Source organism: Nocardioides sp. zg-1308, assembly GCF_013155375.1.
Taxonomy (GTDB): Bacteria; Actinomycetota; Actinomycetes; order Propionibacteriales; family Nocardioidaceae; genus Nocardioides; species Nocardioides renjunii.
In genome coordinates this window covers 2,015,747-2,031,687 of the sequence record NZ_JABJQY010000002.1, presented here as the reverse complement: position 1 = coordinate 2,031,687, position 15,941 = coordinate 2,015,747, and the positions used below count along the sequence as shown (strand labels likewise).

The 15,941-nt window shown below is 74.4% G+C and carries 14 protein-coding genes; 11 read left to right on the top strand and 3 right to left on the bottom strand.

Annotated elements, in window-relative coordinates; all coding sequences use genetic code 11:
- Nucleotides 1-54 precede the first annotated feature (54 nt).
- The gene (locus tag HN031_RS11560; protein ID WP_172270001.1) at nucleotides 55-675 is read left to right on the top strand and encodes a hypothetical protein; all 621 of its coding nucleotides are present in this window, start codon (nucleotides 55-57) and stop codon (nucleotides 673-675) included.
- A gap of 11 nt (nucleotides 676-686) precedes the next feature.
- On the opposite strand, the gene pulA is transcribed toward HN031_RS11560, so the two are convergent.
- Complete coding sequence (pulA, locus tag HN031_RS11555) at nucleotides 687-3,317, bottom strand: pullulanase-type alpha-1,6-glucosidase (RefSeq protein WP_367650737.1); 2,631 nt, start codon at nucleotides 3,315-3,317, stop codon at nucleotides 687-689.
- 120 nt (nucleotides 3,318-3,437) lie between these two features.
- Here pulA and HN031_RS11550 point away from each other — a divergent pair, with 120 nt between their 5' ends.
- The 9 genes from HN031_RS11550 (at nucleotide 3,438) to HN031_RS11510 (ending at nucleotide 13,943) form a co-directional block, all read left to right on the top strand.
- Nucleotides 3,438-5,771 carry a helix-turn-helix domain-containing protein gene (locus HN031_RS11550; RefSeq protein WP_172269999.1) on the top strand — a complete coding sequence of 778 codons (2,334 nt, stop codon included), beginning with the start codon at nucleotides 3,438-3,440 and terminating at the stop codon, nucleotides 5,769-5,771.
- A gap of 153 nt (nucleotides 5,772-5,924) precedes the next feature.
- A complete protein-coding gene (locus HN031_RS11545) occupies nucleotides 5,925-6,635 on the top strand; it encodes a hypothetical protein (RefSeq protein WP_172269997.1) in 711 nt (236 codons plus the stop codon).
- 1 nt (nucleotide 6,636) lies between these two features.
- The gene (locus HN031_RS11540) at nucleotides 6,637-7,152 is read left to right on the top strand and encodes a SigE family RNA polymerase sigma factor (protein ID WP_367650736.1); all 516 of its coding nucleotides are present in this window, start codon (nucleotides 6,637-6,639) and stop codon (nucleotides 7,150-7,152) included.
- Nucleotides 7,153-7,172: 20 nt separating this feature from the next.
- Entirely contained in the window at nucleotides 7,173-7,688 is a 516-nt protein-coding gene (locus HN031_RS11535) for a GNAT family N-acetyltransferase (protein WP_172269995.1), read from the top strand.
- A gap of 65 nt (nucleotides 7,689-7,753) precedes the next feature.
- The gene (locus tag HN031_RS11530; protein ID WP_172269993.1) at nucleotides 7,754-8,971 is read left to right on the top strand and encodes a S1C family serine protease; all 1,218 of its coding nucleotides are present in this window, start codon (nucleotides 7,754-7,756) and stop codon (nucleotides 8,969-8,971) included.
- A 122-nt stretch (nucleotides 8,972-9,093) separates the two neighbouring features.
- Entirely contained in the window at nucleotides 9,094-10,245 is a 1,152-nt protein-coding gene (locus tag HN031_RS11525) for an acyl-CoA dehydrogenase family protein (RefSeq protein ID WP_172269991.1), read from the top strand.
- A gap of 11 nt (nucleotides 10,246-10,256) precedes the next feature.
- The gene (locus HN031_RS11520; RefSeq protein WP_172269989.1) at nucleotides 10,257-11,396 is read left to right on the top strand and encodes an acyl-CoA dehydrogenase family protein; all 1,140 of its coding nucleotides are present in this window, start codon (nucleotides 10,257-10,259) and stop codon (nucleotides 11,394-11,396) included.
- Complete coding sequence (locus HN031_RS11515; RefSeq protein WP_172269987.1) at nucleotides 11,396-12,547, top strand: acyl-CoA dehydrogenase family protein; 1,152 nt, start codon at nucleotides 11,396-11,398, stop codon at nucleotides 12,545-12,547. The genes HN031_RS11520 and HN031_RS11515 overlap by 1 nt, the downstream gene beginning before the upstream one ends.
- A gap of 79 nt (nucleotides 12,548-12,626) precedes the next feature.
- Nucleotides 12,627-13,943, top strand: coding sequence for a hypothetical protein (locus tag HN031_RS11510; protein WP_172269985.1), 1,317 nt, complete (start codon nucleotides 12,627-12,629; stop codon nucleotides 13,941-13,943).
- Here the strand turns inward: HN031_RS11510 and HN031_RS11505 are convergent.
- Both HN031_RS11505 and HN031_RS11500 read right to left on the bottom strand, forming a co-directional pair.
- Nucleotides 13,924-14,709, bottom strand: a complete 786-nt coding sequence (locus HN031_RS11505) for an LLM class flavin-dependent oxidoreductase (protein WP_172269983.1) — start codon at nucleotides 14,707-14,709, stop codon at nucleotides 13,924-13,926. The two genes, HN031_RS11510 and HN031_RS11505, sit on opposite strands and share 20 nt — an antisense overlap.
- Before the next feature lie 33 nt (nucleotides 14,710-14,742).
- The gene (locus HN031_RS11500; protein ID WP_172269981.1) at nucleotides 14,743-15,339 is read right to left on the bottom strand and encodes a dienelactone hydrolase family protein; all 597 of its coding nucleotides are present in this window, start codon (nucleotides 15,337-15,339) and stop codon (nucleotides 14,743-14,745) included.
- A gap of 37 nt (nucleotides 15,340-15,376) precedes the next feature.
- On the opposite strand from HN031_RS11500, the gene HN031_RS11495 reads away from it, so the two are divergent.
- Nucleotides 15,377-15,940 (top strand): transcriptional regulator, encoded by a 564-nt coding sequence (locus tag HN031_RS11495; RefSeq protein ID WP_172269979.1) that lies wholly within the window; start codon nucleotides 15,377-15,379, stop codon nucleotides 15,938-15,940.
- Nucleotide 15,941: the final 1 nt, after the last annotated feature.

Below are 15,941 nucleotides of genomic sequence, written 5' to 3'. Positions count from 1 at the left end.
CGGCCGGGGGCGTCGGTGCGTCCGCCTCGTGGCCGCGGGTGGGAGCATCGCGGCGTGAGGACACGTGTGCTCGTCGCGGCCGCGCTCGTCTGCGCCGCGGTGGCGGGAGGGTGGGGGCTCAGCCGCTATGCCGGGGCGGCCCCCTTCGAGCTGCCCGTGGGCCCGACCGAGTGGGACGTCAGCGAGCGGTCGTGGTTGTCGAACGGCGTGCTGCACGTGGGCGACCGTCGGGTGACGATCGGCGAGGACCCGGCCGCCCACGTCGTGGGCCCGTCAGGTGCGTACTGGATCGACGGCCAGGTGCTGTGGTTCACCAGCGCCGAGGGCGGCACCGAGGAGGTGAGCGACCTGCAGTGGAGCAGCATGGTGATCTCTCCCGACCGGTCGACACTGGCCCTGCTGGACGGCTCGCGCGGCCCCACCGACGAGTACGGCACGCACGCCCTGCAGGTCGTGGTGTTCGACACCCGCACGGGCGAGCAGCTCTACCGCACCCCGGACACCGAGCCCGGGGACTGGGACCTGGCCGACCTCTACGAGGAGACGGTCCCCTCGCTCGACCGGGTGAGCACCGAGCACGTCGGGATCGACGGCGTCACCATCGACATCGCCAGCGGCACCGTGACGGTGGACGATCCCGGCAGCCTCGGCGAGATGCTGTTCGGGGACCGCTGAGCGGGCTCCCGTCACCGCTCGAACACCGCGGTGGTGCGCGCCGGCACGGTCACCGCGTCGTCAGCCACCGTGCTGCTCCGGACGACCGCGTCGCCGCCCGCCGCCTGCACCGGGTGCAGCGACCACCCCGCGCCCGTCCGCGAGACGGTCTGCGGCTGCGGCGTGGCGTTGACGACGACGAGGATCGCGTCGCGGTCCGGATCGGCGTCCGCTCCGACCGTGTCGTCCAGCAGCATCGCGACGACCCCGGGCACGGCGTCGAGGAACGACACCTTCTCCTGCACGGCGCGCGCGCTGCCGAGCCGGAAGAGCCGCGAGGACGACCGGATCCGGAGCAGGTCCAGCGCCCGCTGGTGCGCCTCGTCCATCGCGGCAGCATCCGGACGCAGCGCGGGGTCGCCCAGGAGCGGCCGCATGAACACCCACTTGTCCTCGTTGTCGGCGCGCGGCGGCAGCCCCGAGCCGAAGGTGTTCTCCCGCCGCTGCCAGTCGACGCGGTTGAACCAGTCGCCGGAGTCGTAGGAGTTGCGGTCCAGGCTCTTCGAGCGCAGCAGGTCGGTGCCGGCGTGCCAGAACACCACGCCCTGACCGAGGGCGACCGTCGACAGCGACACGGTGTTCATCCGGACCCGGTCGGCCATCGGCGTCGCACGCGGGAGCTTGAGGGCGAGGGAGTCCCACAGCGTCTCGTTGTCGTGCGCGTCGACGTACGCCACGGTCTCGGACGGCTCGGCGGCGTAGCCCGCCGGCCGGCCGTCGTGGTCGACGTCCGCGCCCCGCACCTCCTGCCCGGTCCGGGAGGAGGTGAACCGGAAGTCGGCGAGGTTGCCGGCCATGCCGAGCTTGACGAGGTCCTGCTGGTGCAGCAGCTGCGCGCGCTGCTCCTCGGGGGTGCCGTTGACCTCGGCGCCGTTGGGGTCGGTGAGGAGCCCCGAGCCAAAGCCCTGGACGCGCGGGTCCTCGTCGAAGGGTCCGCCGCCGCGCACGGCGTCGCGCAGCCGGTCGTTGAACGAGCCGATCCCGGTGCCGGCCAGGTGGCGCTGGGTCGCCTGCGCGAAGCGGGCGTCGTCGGCGACCTCGCCGAAGTTCCAGCCCTCGCCGTAGAGGTAGACCGTGCGTCCGTCGACGCCGTCGCGGCTCACGGTGAGGCCGTCGAGGGCCGCCCGCAGCCTCGTCATGTTCTCCAGCGAGTGGTGGCCCATCAGGTCGAAGCGGAAGCCGTCGACCCTGTAGTCCCGTGCCCAGGTGAGCACGGAGTCGATCATCAGCTTCTCCATCATCCGGTGCTCGGTGGCCGTGTTGGAGCAGCACGTGGAGCTCTCGACGCGACCCGCGGCGTCGAGACGGTGGTAGTAGCCGGGCACGACCTTGTCGAGCACGGACCTCTCGGCCTGGCCGTCGGCGGCGGTGTGGTTGTAGACCACGTCCAGGACGACCTGCAGCCCCGCCCGGTGCAGGCCCTGCACCATCCGGCGCAGCTCGAGGGTCCGGCGGGTGCCCTCCGGGTCGGTGGCGTACGACCCCTCCGGTGCCGTGTAGTGCAGGGGGTCGTAGCCCCAGTTGAAGCCGTCGCCGGTCCGGACCGCCTCCACGCACTCCTGCTGGCGCTCGGAGTCCGGCGGCAGTGACGCGAGGTCGCAGTCGGGCACCAGCTGGGCGGCGCGACGCTCCTCGATGGTCGCGATGTCGAACACCGGGAGCAGGTGCACCGTGTTGAGCCCCGCCTCGGCCAGGTGGCGCAGGTGCCGCATCCCGGCGGTGTCGTCCTGGTCGAAGGCCAGGTAGGTCCCCCGCTCGCCCTCCGGCACGGTCTCGTCGTCGATCGAGAAGTCGCGCACGTGCAGCTCGTAGATCGTGCGGTCCACCGGCCGGGCGATCACTGGGGGCGGCGTGTCCGCCCAGCCCGCCGGCGCGAGCGCCGGGTCGCTCAGGTCGACGACGAGTGACTGCGCGGAGTTGGTGGTGAGGGCCACCGACCAGGGGTCCGTCACCCGGTTCGTGACGACCGCTCGGGCGCTCGGCGCCCACACGCGCACCTCGTAGGTGTAGGCCGCGTCCTTCCAGGAAGGAGACCCGGTGACCGTCCACGTGCCGTCGCGCTGTCGCTCCATCGGCACGCCCTTGCCGCCGACGACGGCGGTCACGTCCTGCGCGGTCGGCGCCCACACCGCCAGCGTCGGCGTGCCGCCGCGCCAGGTGACGCCGAGCCCGCGGTCCGCGGCGTCGGCGTACAGGTGGTCGAGGACCCCGGGCACCTGCACGCCGGTGGCGTCGCGCAGCGTCCCGTCCGGGGCGTACGACGCCACGGCGAGCTGGCCGGTAAGGATCTCGCCCGCCCGCGCGGCCGCCGACGGGTCGAGCCGGAACGCCTGGAAACCCCCGAGGTGGGGGAACTGCGCCAGCACGTCGGCGGGGAGGCCCGCGGGGTCGTGGGTGAGCCGGACGCCCGAGCCCCCGGTGACGGCCTCCGCGTCGACGGCGAGGTCGCCCTGGTGCGACCAGTGCAGGCGGTGGGTCCCGTTCCCCCCGTCGGGCACGTCCCACGCGACCAGGTCGGCGCGCAGCCAGTGGGCCCGCGCCTGCGTGAGGTCGGCCGCGGGGTCGGTGGAGCGGGCGCTGGCGGTCGAGGGGCGTGAGGACACCTCGCCAGTGAAGTCCACCCGACCCAGACGTGGGAAGCGGGCCCGCCCCGCGGTCCGGGGGGCGACGTGACGGCTCCGTGCTCACTACACTCCGGCGACGAGGTCGACCGTGGAGGTGTCGTGGGGACACGTGGGGCGAGCACGCTGGGTCCCCTGCTGCGCGCGCTCCGCGAGGACGCGGGGCTCTCGCAGGAGGAGCTCGCCGAGCGCGCGGGGCTCAGCCCGCACGCCATCAGCGCCCTCGAGCGAGGCACCCGCACGCGCCCGTACCCGCACACGCTCCGCTCGCTGGCCGCGGCGCTCGGGCTCAGCGAGGAGGGCCGGGCCGGCCTCCTCGCCGCGGTCCCGGCGAGGTCGCCGCGAGCGGCGGCCTCCACGCCCGGGCCGGGGCCGCGTGACCTGCCGGTCCCCGCGACCCCGCTCATCGGCCGCGACGACGACGTCCGCCGGGTGACGGACCTCGTGCGGACCAGCCGGCTGGTCACCCTGAGCGGCCCCGGCGGCGTCGGCAAGACGCGGTTGTCCCTGGCGGTCGGGACCGCGGTGCGCGCGCGGTACGTCGACGGCGTACGCCTCGTCGAGCTCGCGCCGCTGAGGGAGCCCGCGCAGCTGCTCCAGGCCGTCGCCGACACCGTCGACGTGGCGCGCGACCCGAGCCGCCCGGTCCTCGACGACGTCGTCGAGCGCCTGCGCGGGCAGCAGCTGCTGCTGGTGCTGGACAACGTCGAGCACCTCCTCGACGCTGCCCCCGACGTGGCCGCGCTGCTCGCGGCGGTGCCGGACCTCACGGTGCTGGCGACCAGCCGCGCACCGCTGCGCGTGCGGGGCGAGACCGAGTACGCCGTGGAGCCGCTGGAGGTCGAGGACCTGCCGGACGGGTCGCCCTCCCCCGCGGCGCGCCTGCTGCTCGACCGGGCACAGCGGGTCAAGCCCGGGTGGGGTGCGGACCCCGGGGACGCGGACGCGGTGACCGCGACCTGCGAGCGGCTCGCCGGCCTGCCACTGGCCCTGGAGCTCGCTGCGGCCCGCGCCCGGCTCCTCGACCCCGCCTCCCTCCTCGACCGCCTCGACTCGGCCCTCGAGGCCGGACCGCGCGACCTGCCGCCGCGGCAGCGCACCATGCGCGCCACCCTCGACTGGAGCCACGGCCTGCTCGACGAGCCCGGGCGACGGTTGCTCCGGCTGATGGGCGTCTTCGTGGGGGGCACCACCCTGGCCGACCTCGAGGCGGTCGCCCAGCGCGCCGGGACCGACCGCTCGGAGGTGGCCACGAGCCTCGAGGAGCTGGTCGAGCACTCGCTGGTCCTGGCCGACGGTCCGGGTCGGCTGCGACTGCTCGAGCCGGTCGCGCAGTACGCCCGCGACCTGCTGCAGGAGTCCGGCGAGTGGGAGCGGGCCACCGCCGCCCACGCCGCCCACTACCTGGCCGTCGCGACCGAGCACAGCGCGAGCTACCGCGACGGTGGCCAGGTGGAAGCCCTCGCCCGCATCGACCTCGAGCACGCCAACATGACCGCGGCCGCCGAGCGGGCCCTCGCCGCCGGCGACGTCGAGACGCCGGCCCGGATGGCGTGGGAGCTGTGGCTCTACTGGTGGCTGCGCGGGCACCACGAGCACGGCCGCCGCTTCGCGGAGGGCGCCCTCGAGCACGCCGACTCGCTCGAGGCGCAGGTCCGTGCTCGGGCGGCCCTCGGCGCCGCCACGATGGCCTTCGCGATGGACGACGTGCCGACCGCTGCCGGGTGGTGGGGCGTCGCGCACCAGCACGCCGGCGGCAGTCCGGACATCCTGTCCAACGCCGTGGCGGGCGAGGGCCTCGTCGCACTGATGGCGGGCGACCTCCCGCGGGCGCAGCGCCTCTTCGACGAGGCGATCGTCCACGCGGAGGCCGGCGGGCCGCCGGTCGAGTGGACCTGGGCGCTGGGGCACATCTGGCTGGGCACCGTGGCGCTGCTGCGGGAGGACCCCGACGAGGCCGTGCGGCTCATCGGCGAGGGGCTCGCCTCGGCGCGGCGGCGCGAGGACCGGCTGACGTCCTATATCGCGCTCTACAACCTCTTCCAGGTCGAGCTCGCCCGCGGCGACCACGCGGCCGCCCGCCGGCACCTCGAGGAGGGCACGGCGCTGTCACTCGAGACGGGCGACCAGGCCAATCTCGCCTACCTGCTCGACGCCGGCGCGGTCCTGGCCGCGGCCTCGGGCCAGCACGCGCGCGTCCCGCTGCTGCTCGGCGCGGCCCAGGCCATCCGGGAGGCGCAGGGCTCGCACGGCTACGGCTACTACCGCCCCGACCCGGCGACCATCACCGCCGCCGCGGACGACGCGCGCGCCCACCTGGGTCCGGACCGCTACGACGACGCGCTCGACACCGGCCGCGGGCTGGCGCCGGCCACCGCCGCCGCGATGCTGCGCGACCCCGCCGCCGGAGCCCGGCTGCCCGACCGGGCCGGCTGACCCGCCTGCCTGTCCGCCCGCCTGCCCGCTGCCTGACCCGGCCGGCACCCGTACACCTCTCGTACAGCTGCCGCTGTCCGTGGTCCCGACCGTCCCGCGCGGCGCAGGGTGCTGCCACGGCACACCACCGTGCCGCCTCACCCAGGAGCCGCCATGAGCACCACCCTCGACCCGTCCGCCCGGTCCGGATCGCGCCACGATCCCGGCACCGGCTCACCCACCCGGCCGCGCGGCAGGGGGTGGGTGCTCGCCGGGGTCGGCGCCGGAGCCGCGGGCATCGTCTCGATGGTCGCCAGCAGCCTCGTCGACGCCGTCTACGACCCCGCGACCAGCGGTGACGCCGACGCGATCGCCGAGGCCATGTCGAACCAGGTGGCGCAGGTCCTGGTCTTCCACACCGCGACGATGCTGTCCTGCGCGCTGCTCGTGGTCTTCACCGCGGGGCTCCACCGCCAGCTCCGCCACCGCACCGGCCCCGACAGCCTGGTGCCGGGCGTGGCCGCCATCGGCCTGGTCCTCGTCGCGGTCGCACAGCTGATGGGCGCGGGCCTGACGACGGAGTTCGCCTTCGCGTTCGCCGCTCCGGACGACGCGTTCGTGCCCGAGACCGTCGCCTTCTTCGGGCACTGGGTCGGCACCGTGCCGTGGCTGTGGGGAGCCGCCGGCCTCACCGGGCTCGCCGTGGCGGCCGCGACGTTCCGGCAGGGCGCGTACCCGCGCTGGATCGGGTGGGTCAGCGTCGTGCTCGGCGGGCTCACCGCCGTCTTCCTGGTGAGCCCCGCCCAGTACATGGCGGGCATGACGGGGCCGGTCTGGCTGCTCGTGGTCTCGCTCGGCCTGCTCCGCACCGCCCGCGAGGCCTGACGTGCCCGCGGAGGAGCAGGTGGGGGCCGGCGCGGACGCGGACACGTGGGCCGACTTCGCGGCGTACGTCGCCGAGCGCAGGCCGGTGCTCCTCCGCTGGGCCCGGGCCGTGGCCGGGGACCCGCACAGCGCCGAGGACCTGCTGCAGGAGTCGCTGCTCAGGGTCCTGCCGCACTGGGCGGGGCTCCGCGACCGCGCAGCGGCCGACGCCTACGTCCGCCGCACCATCACCCGCCAGCACGTCTCGGCGCTGCGCCGGCCGTGCCGCCGCGAGGTCACGACCGCTTCGGTACCCGAGACCTGGCGGCCCGACGAGCGCCGCACACCGGAGGTCTGGGGTCTCGTCCTCGCCCTCCCCGGCCGGCAGCGCTCCGCGGTGGCGCTGCGCTTCTACGAGGAGCTCAGCATCGCCGAGACCGCCGCCGTCCTCGGCTGCTCCACCGGCACCGTGAAGTCCAACACCAGCCGCGGCCTAGCCGCGCTCCGCCGCGTCGCCGACCAGGCGCTCGCCGGCTGACCACCCTGAGAGGATCGACCATGACCAGCCCCGACCCCGCACCCTGGCTGCCCGACGACTTCGTGCACCCGACCCGGGTGGAGGTGCCCTTCGGGCATCACCTGCGCCCGATCCGGGCGGAGGACACCGACCTCGACATGGTGGCGGTGATGGGCTCGCGCGAGCGGCTGTGGAGCATCTACGGCGCGGCGTGGGGGTGGCCGCCGGCCGACATGTCGCACGAGGCCGACCGGGCCGACCTGGCCCGCCACGCCGCGGAGATGGAGACTCACGAGTCCTTCAACTACGCCCTGCTCGACACCGACGAGACGGCGCTGCTCGGCTGCGTCTACATCGACCCGCCCGAGAAGCCGGGAGCCGACGCGGAGATCTCCTGGTGGGTCGTGGACGAGTGCGTCGGCACCGAGCTCGAGCACGCCCTCGACGAGCTCGTCCCACGCTGGATCGCCGAGGACTGGCCCCTCGAGCGCCCCCGCTACGTCGGCCGCGACCTGTCGTGGGCGGAGTGGATGGCGCTGCCCGACCTGCCCCGCTGACAGGTCTCGGCGCCTTCCCAGCGGTCTCTCAGCATGGCCACAGGGACGCGGGGCACAGTGGACGCATGAGCTCGACACCACCCCCCTACGCCTCCGACGACCCGTACCAGCCCCGCGGGACGGAGCAGCCCGCACCCGGGTCCGCCTACCGGCCCGAGCAGCCCCCGCGCCGCCGGCGTACGGGCCTGGCTGCCGCGGTCCTCGCGACCTCGCTCCTCGTCGGCGGTGGCGCCGGCATCGGCGGTGCCGCCCTGTGGGACGCGACCCAGGACGAGACGTCCACCCCGGCCCGGGACGACCAGGTGTCCACCTCGCCCGTCGCGGACCAGTCGCAGGCCCCGGCCGCGGACGGCTCGGTCGAGTCGGTCGCGCAGAAGGTGCTGCCGAGCGTGGTGAAGATCGACGTCGCCACCGCCGAGGGCGGCGCGTCCGGCTCCGGCATCGTCCTCACCGCCGACGGCACGATCCTCACCAACAACCACGTGGTCGAGGGTGCCGAGGAGGGCGGCTCGCTGCGGGTCTCCTTCGACGACGGCACGAGCGCGGACGCCGAGATCCTCGGCACCGACCCGCTCACCGACACCGCCGTCATCAAGGCCTCGGGCGTCACCGACCTGACCCCCGCGACCATCGGCAGGTCGGCCGACCTCGGGGTCGGCGAGGGCGTCGTCGCGATCGGCTCGCCCTTCGGCCTCGACGCCACCGTGACGAGCGGCATCGTCAGCGCGCTCGACCGTCCGGTCAACGTCGGCTCCGACGACCAGGGCAACTCCACGACCTACCCCGCCGTCCAGACCGACGCGGCGATCAACCCGGGCAACTCCGGCGGCCCGCTCGTCGACATGACCGGCGCGGTCGTGGGCATCAACTCCTCCATCCGCACCGCCGCGTCGGGCTCGCCCTACGGCGAGGCCCAGTCCGGCTCGATCGGCCTCGGCTTCGCCATCCCCATCGACGAGGTCATGCCGATCGTCGACCAGATGGCCGCCGGCGAGACCCCGACCCACGCCCGCCTCGGCATCCAGGTCGGCGACGCGGAGACCGGCGACGAGGCCGGCGCGGTCATCCGCGAGGTCAGCGCCGGCTCGACGGCCGAGGAGGCCGGGATCGAGGCCGGCGACGTGATCACCTCGATCGACGGCCAGCGCATCACCGGCGCCGACTCCCTCGTCGCGACCATCCGGTCCTACCGCCCCGGTGACGAGGTGGAGGTCACCTGGACCCGTGACGGCGAGTCGCAGGACGCCACCGTGACCCTCGACAGCGACGCGACGGGTGGCTGAGCGCCCAAACCTTCGACACCACCGTCGCCTCGTCAGGCCGGCCGCGCCATGATGGTGCGGCCGGCCTTCGGCGTCCCTCCGCCGTCGTCGTCCCCGTCGTCGTCCCCGTCCCGAGGAGTCACATGCAGCTCGAGCTGAGCCCCACCGACGCGGAGTTCCGCGACCGGATGCGGGAGTTCTTCACCACGAAGGTCCCGCAGGAGATCCGCGACACCGTCCTGGAGGGGCGCCACCTCACGCGGGACCAGATCGTGGAGACCCAGCAGGTGCTCAACGCGGAGGGGCTCGCGGTGCCGCACTGGCCGGTGGAGTGGGGCGGGCAGGACTGGACGGACCTCCAGCGCCACCTGTGGCACGAGGAGATGCAGCGCGCCGGCGTGCCGATCCCGTTGGCCTTCAACGCCTCGATGATCGGCCCGGTCATCGCACACTTCGGCACCGAGGAGCAGAAGCAGCGCTTCCTGCCCCCCACCGCCAACCTCGACATCTGGTGGTCGCAGGGCTTCTCGGAGCCCGACGCGGGCTCCGACCTGGCCAGCCTGCGCACGACCGCCGTGCGCGACGGCGACGACTGGGTCGTCAACGGCCAGAAGACCTGGACCACGCTCGGCCAGTTCGGCGACTGGATCTTCACCCTCGTGCGCACCGACCCCGAGGTGAAGAAGCAGGCCGGCATCTCCATGCTGCTCATCGACATGACCACCCCCGGCGTCGAGGTCCGGCCCATCGAGCTGATCGACGGCGGCCACGAGGTCAACGAGGTGTGGTTCACCGACGTCCGCGTCCCGGGCGACCTCCTCGTGGGCGACCTCAACGGCGGCTGGACGATCGCGAAGTTCCTCCTCGGCAACGAGCGCGTCGGCGTCGCGCCGGTGGGCGCGACGAAGCGGGCGCTGGCGACGCTCAAGGCCACCGCCGCCGACCAGCTGCGCGACCCGCTGGTGCGGGCCCGCGTCGCCGACCTCGAGAACGAGCTGCTCGCCCTCGAGCTCACCGCCCTGCGGGTCGTCGCCCACTCGGCGGGCGGTGAGCCGCACCCCGCCTCCTCCGTCCTCAAGCTGCGCGGCACCGAGCTGCAGCAGGCCGTCAGCGAGCTCGCCCTCGACCTCGCCGGCCCGGCCTCGCTCGCCGCTCGAGCCGGCGAGGACTCGCCGCAGGAGGGCTGGGCCCGACGCACGGCACCGACCTACCTCAACCTCCGCAAGGCGTCGATCTACGGCGGGTCCAACGAGATCCAGCGCCAGATCATCAGCCGCACGATCCTGGGACTGTGAGGGGAACCGACATGGACTTCACCTACGACGACGAGCAGCTCGCCCTCCGCGACGCCGTCCGCGGCCTGCTCGCGACGGCGTACGCCGACCACGAGGCGCGGCGTCGCGCCGTGGCCGAGGACCCCGGGTTCGACCGCGCGCTCTGGGACCGGCTCGCCGAGATGGGCGTCCTCGGGCTGCCCTTCAGCGAGGACGACGGCGGTGTCGGCGCAGGCCCGGTCGAGATCGGGGTCGTGTGCCGGGAGCTCGGGCGGGTGCTGGCACCCCAGCCCTACCTCTCCGGCGTGGTGCACGCCGGAGGGCTCGTCGCGGCCGTCGGCTCCCCCGAGCAGAAGGCCGACCTGCTGGGCCGGCTGAGCGCCGGCGAGCTCGTCCTCGCCGCCGCCGACACCTCGCCCGGCGCGCGCTGGACCTCGCGGGCGGACGGCGTACGAGCCACCGTCTCCGGCGACGTCTGGGCCCTCGACGGCGTGGCCGACCCGGTGATGGGCGGCGAGGCGGCCGACGTCCTCGTGGTGACCGCCGCGCTGCCCGACGACGGGGGCACGGGCGTGTTCCTCGTGGATGCCGCAGCCGTCACGCGGACCGGCTACGCAGCCGCCGACCTCACCCGGGCGGCGAGCATCACCTTCGACGGCAGCGCCGCGACCCCGCTCGGCGAGCCGGGCCGCGACCTCTCCCCCAGCGTCGCCACGATCAGCGACCTCACCCGGATCATGGGGGCCAACCAGGCGCTCGGCGTGATGCAGAGCCAGGTGCGCGCGACGACCGACTACCTGAGGTCGCGCAAGCAGTTCGGGGTCACCCTCAACACGTTCCAGGCGCTCACCTTCCGCGCCGCCGACATGTACGTCTCGCTCGAGCTGGCGCACAGCATGGTCGACTGGGCGACGATGACCATCGCCGGCGGCGACCCGGCCGCGGTGGCGGTCGCCGCCGACCGCGTCGGCCTCCACGTCTCGCGCGCGGCCCGCCACATCGGCCAGGAGGCGATCCAGCTCCACGGCGGGATCGGCATGACGGCGGAGTACGCCGTCGGGGTCGGCACCGCGCACCTGACCGTCCTCGAGCAGTGGCTGGGCAACCACACCCACCACCTGTCCCGGCTCGCCGGGCGGGTCGACGACCACGAGCTGGTCGAAGCCGTCTGATGGACCTCTCCCTCACCGAGGACCAGCGGGCGTTCCGCGACCTGGCCCGCGACTTCCTCGAGCGGGAGGCGGTCCCGCACCGCATGCAGTGGGACCGCGACGAGTCCGTCGACCTGGCCATCGTCGCGAAGATGGCCGAGCTCGGCTTCTTCGGCCTGACCATCCCCGAGGAGCACGGCGGCGTGGGCGGCGACTACGTCACCTACGCGCTGGCCATGGAGGAGCTGGGCCGCGCCGACTCCGCCCTGCGCGGCATCGTGTCGGTGAGCAGCGGGCTGGTCGGCAAGTCGATCCTCGCCCACGGCACCGAGGAGCAGAAGCAGGAGTGGCTGCCGCAGCTCGCCGCCGCGACCCGGCTCGGCTGCTTCGGCCTCACCGAGCCCGGCACCGGCTCGGACGCCGGCAACCTCACCTCGCGCGCGACCCGCGACGGGTCCGACTGGGTCATCCACGGGCAGAAGCTGTTCATCACCAACGGCACCTGGGCCGACCTGGCTCTCGTCTTCGCGCGCACCAGCGACGACGGTCCGCGCGGCGTGACCGCCTTCCTCGTGCCGACCGACACCCCGGGCTTCACCGCCCGCGAGATCACCGGCAAGCTCGGCCTGCGCGGCCAGGCGACCGCCGAGCTGTTCCTCGACGACGTACGCGTCCCCGGCTCGGCCGTCCTGGGCGAGGTCGGGCAGGGCTTCAGGATCGCGATGGGCACCCTCGACAAGGGCCGGCTCGCCGTGGCGTCCGGCTGCGTCGGGATCGTGCAGGGCTGCCTCGAGGCCTCGGTCGCCTACGCGACGGAGCGCACGCAGTTCGGAAAGCCGATCGCGTCGTTCCAGCTCGTGCAGGACCTCATCGCCGACATGTCGGTCGACGCCGACGCCGCGCGGCTGCTCGCCTGGCGCTGCGCCGACCTCATCGACCGGGGCGAGCCCCACGGCACGGCCGCGTCCAAGGCCAAGCTCTTCGCCTCGGAGGCCGCCGTCCGCGCAGCCAACAACGCCATCCAGGTGCACGGCGGCGCCGGGTACGTCGACGACTTCCCCGTCGCGAAGTACCTCCGTGACGCCCGGGTGATGACCCTCTACGAGGGCACGTCGCAGATCCAGAAGCTCCTCATCGGGCGGGCCGAGACCGGGATCAGCGCCTTCACGTGACGGCCGGCTGAGGGACGGCTGACCGACGGCTGGGTGGAGGCTGGGTGACGGCGCGCCCGACCCGCCCTAGAGTCGGCGCATGCGCATCGTGGGTGGGGCGGCCGCGGTCATCGGCCTCGGCTCCGCCGCCCTCGTCCTCGCCCTCACCGGCCGGTCCGGACCGGCCACCACCGACCCCGGCGCGGTCGCGGTCCCCGCGGAGCTCGCGGGCTACTCGCACCTCACGGGTCGGGTGTCGGACTCCGCGCCCGGAGCGGCCGTGGCGCTCTACCAGCACGGCTTCGGCGTCGAGCTCCTCGACTCGCCGCAGGCAGTGGTGCTGGGAGCGGGCGGCGACACCTACCGTCGCGTCGACGTCGCCGAGCGCCGTGCGGGCGCCGAGACGCAGGGCGACCCGGCACCGATGCTCCTGTCCCCCGACGGCACCAAGGTCGCCGTGGGTGACCACGACACCGACCGTCCCGACGTGGTCGTCGTCGACCTGGTCACCGGCGAGACCACCGAGCACGCGCTGCCGGCCGGCCGCAGCGTCGTACCGGTCGCGTGGTCGAGCGACGGCCGCACGGTGGCGCACCTGCTGTCCCCGGAGCCGACGAGCCCCTACTCCGGCGGACGGATCACCGGCGACGTCGGGCTGCTCGACCTCACGGACGACAGCACCACGGTGCTGGAGGAGCGGACGGCCGTCGCAGCCGCCTTCTCCCCCGACGGCTCGGAGCTGGCGGTCGAGCGGACCGGCACCGCGGCTCGCATCTCCGTGGTCGACCTCGGCACCAGGGCGCGACGCGACGTCGAGGCGGACGGCGTGCTGGCCGGGCCTGCCGCCTGGTCGCCCGACGGACGGCTGCTCGCCACCACGACCACGCGACCCGACCCCGGGGCACCGGGCGAGTCCCCCGGCCGGCCCACGGGGCTGACGTTCGTGGACGTCGCGGACGCGGGCGCCGAGGTCCCCGCACCGCTGCCGCTGTCCCTCGCCGGCCCGGGACGCGTCCTCGGCTGGAGCGGGCCCGAGGAGGTGGTGGTGCTCCTCGACACGGAGAACGACGACCCCTGCTGCGGCTCGGACACGCTGACGCTGTCGGGCGTCCCGCTCGACGGGTCCGCACCCGCTCCGCTGATGCGCCTCACCGACCTCGGGAGCTTCGGCGTCGGCCGGTTCCAGCTGGCGTCGGCCACCGTGGACGACCTGCGCGTGGTGCGCCCGACGGAGGTCGACCGCGGTCCGTGGCCCCTCGCGCTGCGCGGCTGCCTGGTGCTCCTGGTCGGCCTGGTCGCCTGGCTCGTGGCCCGGTCCGCCCTGCGCCGGCGGTCCCGACGCGGGTCGACCCGGCACCCGTCCCCGTCGCCGCGTCCGGCGACGGACGTCCGGCAGCTCACGGACCAGCGTCGATGACCCGGCGTGCCTCGTCGAGGTCGAGGTCGTAGGGCCCGATCCGGGTGAGCACCCACGACGCGCCCCGGTCGAGCCAGGGCGCGACGTCCTGCTCCGGTCGCAGGTCGACCACCACCTCGAAGCCGGGCGGCGGGTCGTGCACGGCGAGACCGGAGGTGACCGCGTCGAGGTCGTCCGGACCCTCGAGGCCGATGACGAAGAAGCCGTCGTGCCGCGCGGCCCGCCGCACCGGCGCGCGGTTGCCGAACCGCCCGGCGAGCCAGATCGGCACGGACGGTGCCGGACGGAACCGCACGTCCCGGGCGACGTAGTGCTCGCCGTCGTGGTCGACCGGCTCGCCCGCGAGCAGCCCCGTCAGGACCTCGAGCCCCTCGTCGAGCATCCGCCCCCGCCGCTTGGGATCCGGCTCGTCGCCGAAGGCGCTGAACTCCCCGACCCAGTCGTCGCCGAGCCCGAGGCCCAGCACGAACCGGCCACCCGAGAGCACCGCCAGGCTGGCCGCCTGCCGGGCGAGGACCTGCGGCCGACGCCTGGCGAGCGGGGTCACCATCGGCCCGAGGACCAGCCGCTCGGTCCGCAGGGCGACGGCGGCGCAGCAGGTCCACGGATCCGCGACGGCGGCGACCCGCTCGCCGTACTGCAGGTGGTCCCAGACGAAGAAGCCGTCCCAGCCGGCCTCCTCCGCGGCAGCAGCCAGGTCGCCGACCACCCGCGGGTCGGCGAGCGCGTCGAACGGGGCGACGAAGAGTCCGCGGCGCGTGGTCATGGACCGATCATGCCTGCACCCTCGCCGGCCCGGTCAGACGGACGCGAGGAACGCGAGCACGCGCTGCACCAGCAGCGCCGACGCCTCGGGGTCGTACGCGTCGAGCGAGGAGTCGGCGAACAGGTGCTGGTCGCCGGGGTAGACGAACAGCTCCGCGGCGGGGGTGGAGGCGACGAGCTCGCGCGCCGCCGGCAGGTCCTCGTCGAAGAACTCGTCGTCCTCCTTGCCGTGGACCTGCACCGGCACGCCCTCCGGCCACGCATCGCCGAACTCGGAGACCGGGAGGCACGAGTAGACGAGCAGGGCGCCACGCGCACCGGGACGGGTCTGCGCGAGCCGCTGGGCGATGGTCACCCCGAAGGAGAACCCGGCGTGGACGAGGTCGGGACCGAGGTCGTCCGCAGCGGCTGCACCGCGCTCGCGGATGGCGTCGAGACCGGCGGAGCGGGCGTACGCGAAGCCGTCCTCGATGCTGTCGAACGTCCGGCCGTCGAACAGGTCCGGGGTGTGCACGGTGTGACCGGCGGCCCGCAGCTCGTCGGCGAACGCCCTGACCCCGTCGGTCAGGCCCTGGATGTGGTGGTGCAGCAGTACCTCGACCATGCGCTGTCTCCTCGGTGAATGATCCATGATTCCGGAACGTTCGACGATGCTAGTCTGATATGCCATGGTCGACAACCCGCCCGGCCACGAGCTCGCCGACCGGATGGCGCTGACCACGCCGGCTCAGGTGCGGGCCATCGGGCACCCGCTCCGCACCACGATCCTGCAGCTGCTCCACGAGCGGGCGGCGACCGTCACCGAGCTGGCCTCGGCGCTCGAGCGGCCGAAGAGCACCGTCGCCCACCACGTCGAGGTGCTCACCCGCGAGGGGCTGCTCCGGGTGGTGCGGACCCGCCGGGTGCGGGCGATCGAGGAGCGCTTCTACGGACGCACCGCGCGGATGTTCTACGTGTCGGCCGAGCCCTCGGCCGCGGGCGAGCAGGCGCCGACGGACTTCAACGACTTCGAGGTGGCCGCACGCGAGTCCGCGACGGCGTTCGAGCAGGGCAGACTGTGGGGCTTCATCCGTCACGCCCGCATCTCCGAGGACCAGGCCTCCGCCTTCTGGGAGAGGATGGCCGAGCTGGTCGCCGAGTTCGACCAGGCACCGAGGTCCGGCGACACCGTCTACGGGTTCGCGGTCGGCATCTATCCCACGGACCACCCGGCGCTGCCGGTCGAGGACTGAG